The sequence below is a fragment of the Sulfitobacter sp. HI0129 genome, assembly GCF_001635395.1.
Lineage (GTDB): Bacteria > Pseudomonadota > Alphaproteobacteria > Rhodobacterales > Rhodobacteraceae > Sulfitobacter.
The window spans coordinates 1-14,229 of the sequence record NZ_LWGH01000754.1 but is presented as its reverse complement, the minus strand read 5'-3'; the positions used below and the strand labels follow the sequence as shown (position 1 = coordinate 14,229).

Below are 14,229 nucleotides of genomic sequence, written 5' to 3'. Positions count from 1 at the left end.
AGCAAAGCTGATGGGTGATTTGATCGTCGTCTGCACGGTTACTTCCTCAGTCTTTCACAGATCACTGTCTGGGTTGGTAGAGAGGTAAGTCGCCCCAGCCGATACCGCAATTCAACCTTTGCAACCGAATGAAACATCGGTGAAACAATATCGCGCAAGCGGGGGAACCCTGCGCCAAGAGGTTGTTTTGCAAAGAAAAAGGGCCGCCAAAGGCGACCCTTTCGTTGAATTTTCGTTACCGGTTCAGTTGGCTTGACGGCGCAGGAAGGCGGGAATTTCGATCCGTTCCTGATCTTCGTCATGGCTTTCCTGCGGCTTCGGGGCCGCCGCGGCGGAGCGCTGCTGAACCGGGGGCTGCTGGCGCTGGGGCCGCTGTGCAGCCTCCCCTTCGCCGTGGCCGGTCATGCGGTTGATCAGCGAATTGATCCCGAAACGCCCCTGACGATCCGCGCCGGATTGCTGCGATGCGGCAGCGCGATGCTGCGCCTGCTGCTGCTGGCGGGACTGCGCCTCGGGTGCTGCGCGCTGTGCCGCTTCGCGCAGACGGGCCAGTGCCTCGGGCGAAGGTGTGCCGGGCGCGCGGGGTGCGACGTATTCTTCCACCTGCTCGGCCTCGATCTCTTCGTGGCGCGGCTCGAACTCCGCGACCTGCGGGCGATAGGCGGGCGGGGGCAGATCGTCGTTCCGTGCAGGCTCATCCGAGGCAAAGATATCCTCGGCCAGGTCTTCGGCCGCAGCCTCCTGCGGGTCGAGGTCTTCGAACAGGGTTTCCTGTTGTCTCTGTTGCGGCTGGTAATGCTGCTGCTGTTGTTGCTGCGGCTGCTGCTGGCGCGCTGCGACGACGGGCTGCGGCTCGGGCGCCTGCTCCTGCGCGGGGGCTTCGTTGCTGACCTGCTGCTTCAGCGGCTGTTTCATGGAACGGCGCGGCACCGGCATCTCGGTGTTCACATCGGTGGCGTCGATTCCGGTGGCGACAACGCTGACGCGCATGGTGCCGCCCATATCGGTATCGAGGGTGGAGCCCACGATGATGTTCGCTTCGGGGTCGACTTCTTCGCGGATGCGGTTGGCGGCTTCGTCGAGTTCGAACAGGGTAAGGTCGTGCCCGCCCGTGATGTTGATGAGAACACCCTTAGCACCCTTGAGGCTGATTTCGTCCAACAGCGGGTTGGCGATGGCTTTTTCCGCCGCCTGAATGGCGCGATCTTCGCCTTCGGCCTCGCCGGTGCCCATCATGGCCTTGCCCATCTCGTCCATCACGGCGCGGACATCGGCAAAGTCGAGGTTGATGAGACCGGGCCGGACCATCAGGTCGGTCACGCCCTTCACGCCCTGATAGAGCACATCATCGGCGAGCGAGAAGGCTTCGGTGAAGGTGGTTTTTTCGTTGGCGAGCCGGAAGAGGTTCTGGTTCGGGATAATGATGAGCGTATCGACGACCTTCTGCAGCGCTTCCACGCCGTCCTCGGCCTGACGCATCCGCTTGGCACCTTCGAACTGGAAGGGCTTGGTCACGACGCCGACGGTCAGAACGCCCAGCTCACGCGCGGCCTGCGCGATGATGGGGGCCGCACCCGTGCCGGTGCCCCCGCCCATGCCCGCGGTGATGAAGCACATATGCGCGCCGGCAAGGTGATCGACGATCTGTTCGATGCTCTCTTCGGCGGCGGCGGCACCGACCGTGGCACGGGCGCCAGCGCCCAGCCCTTCGGTCACCTTGATGCCCAGTTGAACGCGATTGTCGGCGCGGGCCTGCTGAAGCGCCTGTGCGTCCGTGTTCGCGACCACGAAGTCTACACCGTCAAGCTGCTTCTCGATCATGTTGTTGACCGCGTTGCCGCCTGCCCCGCCGACACCGAAGACGGTGATACGGGGTTTCAGATCGTCCTGTCCGGGCATCGAAAGGTTGAGTGTCATGTGCTGTCCGCCTGTTTTGTTCGCCCGCTACCTGCGAGATTTTCTTCCCAAATTTACCTGATCTTATCCTTATGTTGCCCTTTCGTCACGCGGAAATCGACAATTTACCGCAATATATGGGCAAGTTTTTGCCGGTTTTTCCCCGATTTTGGCGTTTGTACATCATATAGCGTCTACCAGTTGTCCCTGAACCACTTGACCGCCCTCTTGAGCGACCGCGACGGATAGCTATCCGCAGGGATATCGAAGTCCCACCATTCATCCTGAGGATGTGCCGCAAAGAGCGCGAGGCCCACAGCCGAAGCAAAGCCCGGCCCGGTCGCGGCCTGCGGCAACCCGTGCACCCGCAGCGGGCGGCCCAAGCGGACCTGCTGGCCCAGTATCTTGCTGGCAAGCCCGTCGAGGCCCGGTATCTGGCTGCCGCCACCCGTCAGCACGATCTGCTGGCTGGGCAGGTGATCGAAGCCCGCGGCGTCGAGCCGGGCGCGCACCTCTTCGAGGATTTCCTCCACCCTGGGGCGCATGATGCCGATCAGCTCGGCCCGGCTGGCGGTGCGGCGGTCGTGTTCGTAATCGCCCGTGTCGCCGCCGATCTCGATCATCTCCCGGTCGTCCATGCCGGTGGCGTGCACGCCGCCGTAAAAGGTCTTGATCCGTTCGGCATTGGCCGTGGGCACCTGCAACCCCATGGAGATGTCGCTGGTGATGTGATCCCCGCCCATGCGCACGCAATCGGCAAAGATCATGTGTTTCTTGATGAAGATCGACACCCCGGTGGAGCCACCGCCCAGATCGATACAGGCCGCACCCAGTTCCTGTTCGTCTTCGACAAGCGCCGAGATGCCGGAGGTATAGGAAGACGAGGCGATGCCGGCGAGTTCGAGATCGCAGCGCTTGATACAATGGGCGAGGTGCTGCACCGCTGCGGCGTCCACCGTCAGCATGTGCATGTCCACGGACAGCCGGTTACCGATCTGGCCCCGCGGATCGACAAGGCCGGAGCGGTGATCGAGCGCGAAGTTGATGGGCTGGGCATGCATGACCTCACGGCCTTCGCCGTATTCGGGCACATCGCAGCCGGCCAGAACGCGGGCCACGTCCTGCTCTGCGACCATCTGCCCGTCGAGTTCAAGCTCCGCATCCAGCCCGTAGCTGCGCGGTGCGCCGCCGGAGAAACAGGCGATGACGTGATCGACGCGAATACCCGCCATCTTCTGGGCTGCCTGCAACGCGGTGCGTATCGCGCGCTCGGTCTCTCCCATGGCGCTGATTTCGCCGAAGCGCACACCGCGCGACCGGGTCGTTGCGGCACCGATCACCCGGAAACCGGATTGCCCGGCCAATGAGCCGATCTCGCCCTCCTCTCCCAGCGGTCCGTTGCCGTCGAACCGCAGGATGAGGCAGGCGATCTTCGAACTACCGACATCGAGGATAGCGACGACCCCGCGCTGCATCGCGAGCTTGCGCATGTGACGCATCGATCGTTGTGTGTCGTATAGATCCATCATTGCTGCCCTAAAATTACTGCCCTGAGTACTGTTTTACGTGCCACCATTCCTCGGTGGCATTCTTGTTCATTCTGATGGTGGGCCGAGCGGCGATCCGCATGTCCACCTGCACCACGTCCCGTGAGAGGACGTCCTGCGCGCCCTCCAGCGCGATCACGCGCTCCAGCGCCTGTACCGCGCCGGTTTCGGGAAGCAGGATGCGCTGGTCCCGATCCAGCACGACATCCCAGCGCCGTTCGCCCATGCGCACCAACCCCCGCAGCCGCGACCCCAGCGGAGCGGCCGCCCGCACCAGATCGAGCGCTTCGGTCACATGGTCCGTCGCCCCCTCGCCCGCGATGAGCGGCAGGTCCGCACGGTCGCCCCGCGCGGGTGCGGCACGGACGGCGGCCCCGGTCGCATCGACCAGTGTCAGCGCGGTTTCGCTGCGCCAGAGCGCGACGGGCACGCGCGGCACAACGTCCACCTGCAGCAGACCGCCCGGGCGGATGCGCACGCTGGCCTGCTGGATACCCGGCAGATCGGAAATGCGCGACCGGACCTCCGCCAGGTCGAGGTCGAAGGAACTGAGCGGGAAATCGAGGGGCACGGTTTCGCGGATCTGTGCCGAAAGCTCCTTGCTGGCACCGTCGATGGCCATGAGCTTGACCATGAACTCGGGCCGTTCCTCAATGCTACGGCGTACCTCCGCCACCTTTTCGCCGATCGCGGTGCGCCGCTCTTCGTCCGACAGGTAGATCGTGCCCGCGATCAGGGTGAGCGCGAAGGGCAGCCCCACCCGCAGGCCAAACCGGAAACCGGGCGTCAGCATCAGGCGTTGCATGCGCCACGCCCAGCGGGAGGGCGCGGGGTCCAGCCGGGACCGGGGCGGGCGGCGCAGGTTCACCTCGAACATGACGCATCCTCCACCATCCAGGCGCAAAGCTCTGCAAATGAGATGCCGCAGGCTTTCGCCTGCTCCGGTGACAGCGACGTATCAGTCATGCCGGGCTGGGTATTCGTTTCCAGCAGGACAAGCCCGTCGGCACCGCGGCTTTCGTCCCACCGAAAATCCGTGCGGCTCACGCCGCGACAGCCCAAGGCGCGATGGGCGCGCAGGGCATAGTCGAGGCAGAGATCGGTGATTTCCTGCGGGATCTCCGCTGGCACCACGTGGCGCGACCCGCCGGGCTTGTACTTGGCGTCGTAGTCGTACCAGCCATCGGTGATGATGTCCGTCACCGTCAGCGCCCGGTCGCCCATGACGGTGGTGGTCAACTCGCGCCCGGGCGCGAAGGCTTCGACCATGACCATGTCCGGCATATCATCGGAAAGCTGGGGCGGGCTGTTAGCGCCATCGCCGACCAGATAGACGCCGACGCTGGACCCTTCCGCGTTCGGCTTCACCACGTAGGGGGGCGGCATCACATGTTCCGCGCGCACCGTATCGCGGGGGCAGAGCTTGCTTTCCACGATCGGCAGACCGATGGCGCGGTAGACATCCTTGCTGCGCTGCTTGTCCATCGCAAGGGCCGAAGCGAGTACCCCGGAATGGGTATAGGGGATTTGCAGCCACTCCAGCAGGCCCTGAACGCAGCCATCCTCTCCCCAGCGGCCATGCAGGCTGTTGAAGACCACGTCGGGGGAAAGCTCGGTCAGTCGCGCGCAGAGATCCGGCCCGGCATCAACCTCGATGACCTCGAAATTCCCTTCGCGTAGCGCTGCGGCGCAGGCGCGACCGCTGGATAGGGAGACTTCGCGTTCAACCGAAGGCCCTCCCATCAATACTGCGACTACAGGGGCTGTCCTGCTCGACGTACCCACCTAAGTGCCTCATGTTTTGAGCCTTTTCGGCTCTCTTGGTATTATTATGCCTAATTAAGGCCTATCCGGCTGCATCGGAACCTGTGCGTTCTTCACCGATGCGCATGATTTCCCATTCTAGACTGATGCCGCTGGAAGCGTAAACCTTTTTTCGTATATCTTCACCTAATCCTTCGAGATCAGCTGCCGTAGCGTCACCCGTGTTGATCAGGAAGTTCGGGTGCTTCGGACTCATCTGCGCTCCCCCCCGTCGCGCGCCTCGCAGGCCCGCCTCATCGATCACCTTCCACGCCTTCAGATCGTGTATATCGCCTTCCTGACCGGTGCTCGAAAAGCCCGCCGGGTTGCGGAAGGTGCTGCCCGCGCTGCGGTCCTTGGTGGGTTGCGTTTCGTCCCGGCGGCGCAACTGATCTTCCATCTTGGCGTGCAATGTCGCGGGGTCGCCAGCAGGCGGGGCAAAGACCGCCTGCGTGATGACCATACCCGCCGGTAAATCGGTCTGGCGGTAGCGGAAATTGAGGTCGGAGGCGGTCAGCGTGACGATCCGGCCCTGCCGGTCCACCGCGCGCGCCTCGACGAAATGATCCGCTGTATAGGTGCCATAGCAGCCCGCGTTCATCCGCACCGCGCCGCCGATGCTGCCCGGGATGGTCCGCAGGAACGTCAGGTCCCGCCCCTCGTCCGCCGCCTTGCGCGCCACATGCGCGTCGAGTGCTGCGGCCCCCGCCGTCACCCGGCCCGACGCGCTGTCGACAGAGATGTCGTTGAATCCACGACCGAGCCGGATCACCACCGCGCGTAATCCGCCGTCCCGCACGATGAGGTTACTGCCAACCCCCATGGGAAAGACCTGCACCGCCGGATCCAGCGCCGCCAAAAAGCTGCTCAGGTCCTCTTCGTCCGCGGGCTGGAAAAAGGCGTCCGCCGGCCCTCCCACGCGCAACCATGTCAGGGCATCGAGCGGGCGGTCATAGGTCAGCTTTCCCCGGGGGGCCGGAAGAGCGCCAAGAGTGGTGTCGGATGATGTCATGCCAATCGCCTAGCTTCATTGCGCAGGGCGGTCAAACCCTTCACTCCACCTTCGGCACCTGCCCGCCCGGTGTGTCTTCATCCACCCGGGTGGCGATGAAACGCCGCCGCACCCGCCCGATCAGCCAGCCGGATCCGAAAGATACCACCGCGTAGAGGACGAGCGACGCCTGCGCCATCAGCGCATGGGGCGAAAGCGGGTCGGCCTGCAGCCCCACCACCATCCAAAGCGCATTGGCGGCGAGCCCCGCGAGGGTCACCGCGACAAAGACGAGGGGCCGCATTCGGTAGCCCGCCCATGCGCAGATCGCGAGCCCCGCGAGGAGCAGCGCGACGGCCAGCCAGACGCCCGCTGTCATTCCAGCCTGCCGCGCCGCAGGCTACGGCCCAGATAACGGCCCAGATGGACGACGGGCCAGCGCAGGATGGAGCAACCGGCGGCCAGCACCAGCACCCCGGCCAGAGGACCGTGCTGCGCGGTGACATAGCCTACAAGCGGAATGCCCACCGCGACCAGCCCGTATGCGCTGCGCCAGTGGTTGTCCGAACTCGGCGTCATGGCCACGACATTGGCGATGACGGCCCAGAAACAAGCAAGAATGAGAGAGGTGCTCATCGCGGGACCTCCGGCGTCTTTCCGCAGAGCCGCACCCAGAAAAACCGAAGCGGATTACGGTACATCGAAACGAAAGCCAGCGATGCGAGCAGGGCGACCACCCAGCCGAAGCGAAGCCCCAACAGCAGGATCAGGACAGGTGCCGCCAACAGCAGGATCACCCCCGGCAGGTATTGGCGCTTCATGGGAAGCATCGCCACCACCGCCGAGGCCAGAACCCAAAGGCTGCACCAGACGACCAGTATCACGCGGCCGCGCCCTTCGCCGCCTCAAGCCGTTCGGGCAGGCCGTTGGCCCATGTGCTGATGGAACCGGCCCCAAGGCAGACGACGATATCGCCCGGACGGGCCTGTTCACGTACCAGTCTCACAAGGTCCTGTTCATCCACGACGGTGCGCACATGGCGGTGCCCATGACGGATGAGCCCGGCCACGAGGCTGTCGCGATCCGCCCCCTCGATGGGGTCCTCGCCGGCGGCGAAAACCTCGGCAATGCCCACCACGTCGGCATCGTTGAAACAGCCGCAGAAGTCGTCGAACAGGTTGTGCAGGCGCGAATAGCGATGCGGCTGATGCACGGCGATGACCCGGCCCTCAGACGCCTGACGCGCGGCCTTGAGCACAGCGGCAATCTCCACCGGGTGGTGGCCATAGTCGTCGATGATGGTCACGCCGTCCACTTCGCCCACGCGGGTGAAGCGGCGGTTCACACCGCCGAAGGCGGCGAGCGCGGCGCGAATCTCCTCCGCCTTCATGCCGAGGTGCCGGCCCACGGCGACCGCCGCCAAAGCGTTGCTGACGTTATGGTCGCCGGGCATGGGCAGGCTGCAATCGCTGATCACGATGTCCTCGGTCTGAAGCGCGATGTCGAACCGGGCAATGCCACCTTCGTAGCGCAGGTTCTGCGCCCGCACATCGGCCTGCGCATTGAAGCCATAGGTCATGACACGACGGTCGGAAATCCGCCCGACGAGGTTCTGAACCTCCTGATGGTCAGTGCAGCAGACCGCCAGACCGTAGAAGGGAATGTTGCTTACGAATTCCAGGAATCCGCGACGCAGCGCATCGAAATCGCCCCAGTGCTCCATATGCTCGGGGTCGATGTTGGTGACGACGGCGATGGTTGCCGGCAGCCGGTTGAAGCTGCCGTCGCTTTCATCCGCCTCGACCACCATCCATTCGCCCTGTCCCATGCGGGCGTTGGACCCGTAGGCATGGATGATGCCGCCGTTGATCACGGTGGGATCGATCCCGCCCGCCACCAGCAATTCGGCGACCAGCGTGGTCGTGGTCGTCTTCCCATGGGTGCCTGCGACCGCGATGTTTGATTTGAGGCGCATCAGTTCCGCCAACATGTCGGCGCGCCGCACGATCGGAAGCCCCGCGCCGCGGGCCGCATCCAGCTCCGCGTTGCCCGGCTTGATGGCGGAAGAAATCACGACGACCTGCGCGCCCTTGATGTTCTCGGCGGCCTGCCCGATGAAAATCCGCGCACCCAGTTCGCCCAGCCGGTCGGTCAGCTTGCTGGCTTTCACGTCGGACCCCTGTACGGAATATCCGTGGTTCAAAAGCACCTCGGCGATACCGGACATGCCGATCCCCCCGATGCCAACGAAATGGATGGCCCCCACATCGGTGGGCAGTTTGGTGGCTGCATTCATCTTCCGGTTCCTTTTTGGGCGATTTCCTCGACCATGCCGGCCAGTCGTTCGGCCGCGTCAGGCATGCCGACGGAGAGGGCCGCGCGCGACATCTGCATGGCCCGGTCCGGATCGGTGAGGATGGTTTCGATATGTCCCGTGACCGCTTCGGGGGTGATGCCCGCCTCCGGGATCTCGATGGCGGCCCCCGCCTCCACCAGCCCGCGCGCATTGGCGCTCTGATGGTCCGCCGTTGCGGCGGCAAAGGGGATCAGGATGGCGGGGCGGCCGATGACCGACAGGTCCGCCACGCTGGAGGCGCCTGCCCGGCTGATCACGAGCTGAGCTTCGGACATGCGGCGCGGCAGGTCGTCAAAGAAGGGCTGCACCTCGGCGTTGACGCCGGACTCGGCGTAATAGGCCGCTACGCGCTCGCCGTCCTCGTCCCGCGCCTGATGGCTAACACGCAGGTTGCGCAGCGTGTCGAGCGGCAGGGCGGCGATGGCGGGCGGCACAACGTCGCTGAGGATCCGCGCGCCCTGCGATCCACCCATGACGAGCACTTCCATTGGGTAGTCGCCCGGCGGAATATATCCCGCCCCGGCCCGTTCCAGCACACTTGCGCGCACGGGATTGCCCACGTGGATACCTTCGATCCCGTCGGGCAGAACCGTGGGCCAAGTGCCGCAGGCAATCGCATGAACGCGCCGCGCGAAGAGCGCATTGACCCGGCCCAGCACGCCATTCTGTTCATGTATGAGGCGCGGAAGCCGGAGCAGCGTGGCGGCGGCGAGCGCGGGAATGCTGGGATAGCCGCCAAACCCCACCACAGCGGCAGGCTTGTCGCGCATCATCCCGGCAAGCGCCCCGGCGGTTCCGGCCCCGATGCGGAGAGGCGCCGCGGCCCGCGCGACCAGCCCGCCCCGCGCAAAGGTTGCGGATGCGATCTGCCGTATGTCCACCGCATCGGGGAAGTTGCCGGTATAGCGGGCGCCCCGGGCGTCCGTGCTCAGTTCGACCCGCCAGCCACGGGCCAGCATGGTCTCCGCCAGCGCCTGGGCGGGGAACATATGCCCGCCCGTACCGCCGGCGGCAATGATCAACAGTGGTGCGGTCACCCGATTCTCCGTTGCACGCGTTTCAAGCGCATCGGCGCGGTCATCCGATGCGCCCGCGCCCCAGTATGTCCGATATGCCGCCCTGCGGACGGTTTCGCGTGAACGCCAGCAGCATACCGACCGCGATGCCCGAGGCAATCACCGATGATCCCCCATAGCTGACGAACGGCAGGGTCATGCCCTTCGCAGGCAAAAGCCGCACCGCAACACCCATGTTGATCATCGCCTGAACGCCGAACATGCAGGCCAGCCCCGTTCCGGCAAGCCGGATAAAGGGATCACGCTCGCGCACCAGCCGCATGAGCGAGCGCACGACCACGACCGTATAGAGCGCGATGATACAGAGCACCAGCACAAGCCCATATTCCTCTGCCGCGACGGCGATGATGAAATCGGTATGCGCATCCGGCAGCGACCACTTCACCTCACCCTCGCCCACGCCAACGCCGAAAAGCCCGCCTTCGCGGATCGCGTTGGTGGCATAGCCAAGCTGGGTGGTCGGGTCGATCTCGACACTCAGGAAGCCATCAATCCGGCGCGCGAAATGCTCGGAATTGGAATAGGCCACCGTTCCCGCGACCACGACCATTCCCGCCATCCCGACGAGCAGGACCATGGGCGCACCGGCGACGAAATACATCACGCCCCAGCCGAACAGCACCAAACAGGCCTGCCCGAAGTCCGGTTGCAGGGCCAGCATCAGCACGATGGCGATGCAGAGCGCGAAGGACCATGTCTTCCCCGGGGGGCCATTGATCTCGAGCGAGGCGGCCATCATCCAGGCCGCCACCACCACGAATCCGGGCTTGAGGAACTCCGAGGGCTGGAAGCTGGCGAAGCCCAGCGAATACCAGCGCACCGCCCCCTTGCCGAAATCCGTCCCGAAGAACGGCAGCAGTGCCAGCGCCACGAAGGAAGCGATGAACCCGATGATGGCGAGCCGCCGCACAAGGCGCGGCGACATCATCGAGGTGAGGATCATCGCGACGACCGCGACACCCCCGAAGAACGCCTGCCGTTCGACATAGTGGAAGGGGGCGAAGCCGTTCTTGGCCGCCAGCGGCGGCGAGGCTGCGAGCCCCAGAAGCATGCCGATCGCGAACAGCATGAGGATGCAGGACATGCCCCATTTGTCGATCGTACGCCACCATTTAGGGAGAATTGGCTCGGCTTCCCTTAGGGGAACCGCGCCATATACCATTTCTGTCATGGTTATGCCGCCTTACACTGCCTCGATGTCCCCTTGGGGAATGCCCCTTTGCGGGATCTGCGAAACAGTCTAGCGCGGAACGGTGAATCGCACCAGCCCGTTTCGGGCTGGTGCGCATTCTTGCAACAGGTCAGGCGGCCTTGCGCGTGCCACGGACCGGATAGTCCTTTTCGCGAATGAACTTCAGCCCATTGGCCAGTTGTTCAAGGTCCGGGCGGCAGAAGGGGGCGTTGGATACATCGACGATCTGAACGTTGCCTTCGCCGTTCACCACGAAGACTGCCGGTTCGGCGAAGGGCCGGTCGGTTTCCTGCGGGCTGCGGGGGTCGGAGATGTACAAACCAAGCTCCGACATCTGCTCAAGGGTCAGCCCATAGGCCATCGGCACAGTGAGCTCCTGCTCCTCGGCCATCTGCTTGGCCCGATCCTCGGGGTCGCCGGAGACGGCGATGATATCAACGCCGGAATCATAGAACTTGTCCTGCAACCCTTCGAGTTGCTTTAGGTATTTCTTGCAGATCGGGCAGTGCAGACCGCGGTAGACCACGACCATCTGCCAGTCACGCCCGTTCTGCGGCGTGCCGAGCGTCATTTCACCCCCGCCCAGTTTGTTCACGGTAACCTTCGGAAAGGATTCGGCGGCTTTCAACATTGTCATTATCAAGCTCCTTTTGGAATTTCTCGTTCCCGGCCCAACGCGAGAGCCTCCGCCCCGTTCCTTCACAACACTGCAAGCAAGGCCGCCATGCGCCGCGTGCAGGGCTCTGCCCGCCTTGACCGGCACCGACAAACCGGGCAGAGCCGCGCCATGCATTACGACACCGCGATCATCGGCGCAGGCGCCGCAGGGATGATGTGCGCCGCCCATGCGGGGGGCCGCGTGCTGGTGGTAGATCATGCCCGCGCCCCGGGCGAAAAGATCCGCATCTCGGGCGGGGGTCGGTGCAATTTCACCAACCTGCATTGCACGCCGGAGGCCTTCATCAGCGCAAACCCCCATTTCGCCAAGTCCGCCTTGGCCCGTTATACCCAGTGGGATTTCATCGACCTTGTGGACCGCTACGGCATCGCCTGGCACGAAAAGACGCTGGGCCAGCTTTTCTGCGACGGGTCGGCAAAGCAGATCGTCGCCATGTTGCGGGGCATGATGCAACAGGCGGGGGCAGATCTGCGCCTTGGCGCCACGGCATCCGGTTTCGCGAAGCAGGATGGATGCTTCAACTTCTCCCTGCAAGATGCTGATGGGAATAGTGAAATAACCGCTGACAGGCTCGTGGTCGCCACCGGGGGCAAATCCATCCCCAAGATGGGGGCGACGGGCCTTGCCTATGATATCGCGGCGCGCTTCGGCCTCGCCGTGACGCCGACCCGCGCGGGCCTCGTGCCCTTCACCTTCACCGACGGGCGTTTCGCGCCGCTCTCGGGCGTGGCCCTGCCCGCCCGGGCCATGGCGAACGGCACCGCCTTTGACGAAGCGATCCTTTTCACCCATCGCGGCCTTTCCGGCCCCGCTTCCCTGCAGATCTCCTCCTACTGGGAAGAGGGTGACGCGCTATCGCTCGATCTCGACCCCGCGGGGACCCTGCTGGAGGCGCTGCGGACGCAGCGGCAGGCCGGGGGTCGCCGCAACCTGACGACGGAACTGTCCCGCCACCTGCCCGCGCGGCTGGTCGATCACCTCGAAGCGCAACGGGACCTGTCCGGCAACCTTGCCGACTGGTCGGACGCGCGCCTGCAAGGGCTGACGGACGATCTGCGGGGCTGGACGCTGCAGCCTTCCGGCACAGAAGGTTACCGCACCGCGGAAGTCACGCTGGGCGGTGTCGATACGGGCGGCCTGTCCTCCCGCAGCATGGAGGCGGCGAATTGCCCCGGCCTCTATTTCATCGGCGAAGCGGTCGACGTCACCGGCTGGCTGGGCGGATACAACTTTCAGTGGGCCTGGTCGTCCGGCATGGCGGCGGCCCGCGCCATCGCGCAGCAATCGGGCCGCAAGACCGCCTAAGCGCCCTCGCCGGCCAGTTTCTGCACCTGCGCCACGAAATCCTCGCCCCGCCGTTCGAAACTGTCGTATTGATCGAAACTGGCCGCCGCCGGTGCCAGCAGCACCACGTCGCCCGCTTCGGCATCTTCCGCCGCACGGGCGACGGCGCGTTCCATCGTGCCGCAGATCTCCGCCTCCACCTGCAACTGCATGGCAAACTGGGCGGCCTCGCGCCCGATGACGTAAGCCTTGCGCACCTCGCCCGTCGCCTGCGAAAGCGCCGAAAGGCCGCCCTCCTTTTCCAGGCCGCCGCAAATCCAGCGGATGTTCGAGAACGCTTGCAAGGCCTTGGCAGCGGAATCGACGTTGGTCGCCTTGCTGTCGTTGACGTAGCGGACCCCGTCCACCTCCGCCACGGTCTGTGAGCGATGCGGCAGACCGCCGAAACTGTGGAAGGCCGCCTCGATCACCTTGGGGGCCAATCCGATGGCCCGGCAGGCGGCATAGGCGGCGCAGGCGTTCTGATGGTTATGCGCCCCCGGCAGACCCGCGATCGCGCGCAGGTCGATGGAACCGACCTGCTTGCCGCGCCGATACTCCGAAAGGAACCCCTTGCGCGCCCAGACGTGCCACCCCGGCGTCGTCAGCTTCCGCTCCACCGATATGCGGATCACCCGGTCGTCGCCCGGCCCTTCCGCAAGCTGCCCGGCCAGAAACCGCCCCTCCGCCTCGTCGACGCCGACCACCGCCCGGTCCGGGCCGCCTTCGGCGAAAAGCCGGCGCTTGGCCGCGAAATAGCCCCCCATTCCACCGTGCCGATCCAGATGGTCAGGGCTGAGGTTGGTGAAGACGGCGATGTCAGGCGTCAGCGCCCGGGCGAGTTCGGTCTGGTAGCTCGACAGTTCCAGCACCACGATCTCTCCGTCGATCGCGGGGTCAAGGTCCAGCACCCCGCGCCCGATGTTCCCCGCAAGCTGGCAGGGCCGTCCCACCTGCGTCATGATGTGATGGATGAGCGCGCTGGTCGTCGACTTGCCGTTCGATCCGGTCACGGCCACGACCCGCGGGGCCTGGTCGTAATTGTCCCATGCAAGGGTGGCGAAGCTCTGGAAGAACAGGCCGATGTCATTGTCCACCGGCACGCCCGCTTCCTGCGCCGCCGCGATCACCGGGTTCGGCGCGGGGTAAAGATGCGGGATGCCCGGGCTCACGATCAGGCGCGCGACCTTGTCGAAAACGCCCGCCTCGTGCAGGTCGCGACAGGTCAGCCCCTCCGCCTCGGCGCGGGCGCGTGCGGCGGGATTGTCATCCCAGCAGAGCGGTTTCGCGCCCCCGGCGGCCAGCGCCCGCGCCGTGCTCAGCCCCGACCGGCCCAACCCGAGAACCGCGACCCGCGCGCCTTCCA

The 14,229-nt window shown here is 65.1% G+C and carries 14 protein-coding genes; 1 reads left to right on the top strand and 13 read right to left on the bottom strand.

The features are described from left to right. Window positions 1-243 precede the first annotated feature (243 nt). The 12 genes from ftsZ to A3764_RS18530 form a co-directional block, all read right to left on the bottom strand. Window positions 244-1,917 carry a cell division protein FtsZ gene (ftsZ, locus tag A3764_RS18585; protein WP_067923996.1) on the bottom strand — a complete coding sequence of 558 codons (1,674 nt, stop codon included), beginning with the start codon at window positions 1,915-1,917 and terminating at the stop codon, window positions 244-246. Between the two features lie 173 nt (window positions 1,918-2,090). Next, complete coding sequence (gene ftsA / locus A3764_RS18580; protein ID WP_201722205.1) at window positions 2,091-3,425, bottom strand: cell division protein FtsA; 1,335 nt, start codon at window positions 3,423-3,425, stop codon at window positions 2,091-2,093. Window positions 3,426-3,438: 13 nt separating this feature from the next. Next, window positions 3,439-4,320 carry a cell division protein FtsQ/DivIB gene (locus A3764_RS18575; RefSeq protein ID WP_067923989.1) on the bottom strand — a complete coding sequence of 294 codons (882 nt, stop codon included), beginning with the start codon at window positions 4,318-4,320 and terminating at the stop codon, window positions 3,439-3,441. Continuing rightward, on the bottom strand, window positions 4,308-5,186 hold the full coding sequence (locus tag A3764_RS18570; protein WP_067923986.1) for a D-alanine--D-alanine ligase: 879 nt from the start codon (window positions 5,184-5,186) through the stop codon (window positions 4,308-4,310). Before A3764_RS18570 ends, A3764_RS18575 begins: the two co-directional genes overlap by 13 nt. Window positions 5,187-5,289: 103 nt before the next feature. Further along, complete coding sequence (gene murB, locus A3764_RS18565) at window positions 5,290-6,258, bottom strand: UDP-N-acetylmuramate dehydrogenase (protein ID WP_067923983.1); 969 nt, start codon at window positions 6,256-6,258, stop codon at window positions 5,290-5,292. Between the two features lie 40 nt (window positions 6,259-6,298). Next, window positions 6,299-6,616, bottom strand: a complete 318-nt coding sequence (locus A3764_RS18560; RefSeq protein ID WP_067923980.1) for a hypothetical protein — start codon at window positions 6,614-6,616, stop codon at window positions 6,299-6,301. Further along, window positions 6,613-6,873, bottom strand: coding sequence for a DUF2484 family protein (locus A3764_RS18555; protein ID WP_067923977.1), 261 nt, complete (start codon window positions 6,871-6,873; stop codon window positions 6,613-6,615). Before A3764_RS18555 ends, A3764_RS18560 begins: the two co-directional genes overlap by 4 nt. After that, window positions 6,870-7,121, bottom strand: a complete 252-nt coding sequence (locus tag A3764_RS18550; RefSeq protein WP_330220275.1) for a DUF2484 family protein — start codon at window positions 7,119-7,121, stop codon at window positions 6,870-6,872. Before A3764_RS18550 ends, A3764_RS18555 begins: the two co-directional genes overlap by 4 nt. Beyond that, complete coding sequence (gene murC / locus A3764_RS18545) at window positions 7,118-8,533, bottom strand: UDP-N-acetylmuramate--L-alanine ligase (RefSeq protein WP_067923974.1); 1,416 nt, start codon at window positions 8,531-8,533, stop codon at window positions 7,118-7,120. The genes A3764_RS18550 and murC overlap by 4 nt, the downstream gene beginning before the upstream one ends. After that, the gene (locus tag A3764_RS18540) at window positions 8,530-9,630 is read right to left on the bottom strand and encodes a UDP-N-acetylglucosamine--N-acetylmuramyl-(pentapeptide) pyrophosphoryl-undecaprenol N-acetylglucosamine transferase (protein ID WP_067923971.1); all 1,101 of its coding nucleotides are present in this window, start codon (window positions 9,628-9,630) and stop codon (window positions 8,530-8,532) included. The genes murC and A3764_RS18540 overlap by 4 nt, the downstream gene beginning before the upstream one ends. Before the next feature lie 40 nt (window positions 9,631-9,670). Continuing rightward, window positions 9,671-10,840, bottom strand: coding sequence for a putative lipid II flippase FtsW (gene ftsW, locus A3764_RS18535; RefSeq protein ID WP_067923968.1), 1,170 nt, complete (start codon window positions 10,838-10,840; stop codon window positions 9,671-9,673). A 130-nt stretch (window positions 10,841-10,970) separates the two neighbouring features. Beyond that, window positions 10,971-11,498, bottom strand: coding sequence for a redoxin domain-containing protein (locus tag A3764_RS18530; protein WP_067923965.1), 528 nt, complete (start codon window positions 11,496-11,498; stop codon window positions 10,971-10,973). A 150-nt stretch (window positions 11,499-11,648) separates the two neighbouring features. Here A3764_RS18530 and A3764_RS18525 point away from each other — a divergent pair, with 150 nt between their 5' ends. After that, window positions 11,649-12,845 carry an NAD(P)/FAD-dependent oxidoreductase gene (locus A3764_RS18525; protein ID WP_067951921.1) on the top strand — a complete coding sequence of 399 codons (1,197 nt, stop codon included), beginning with the start codon at window positions 11,649-11,651 and terminating at the stop codon, window positions 12,843-12,845. On the opposite strand, the gene murD is transcribed toward A3764_RS18525, so the two are convergent. After that, window positions 12,842-14,229: UDP-N-acetylmuramoyl-L-alanine--D-glutamate ligase (gene murD, locus A3764_RS18520; protein WP_067951919.1), on the bottom strand; the 1,388-nt coding region annotated here is incomplete at its 5' end. The genes A3764_RS18525 and murD overlap by 4 nt on opposite strands.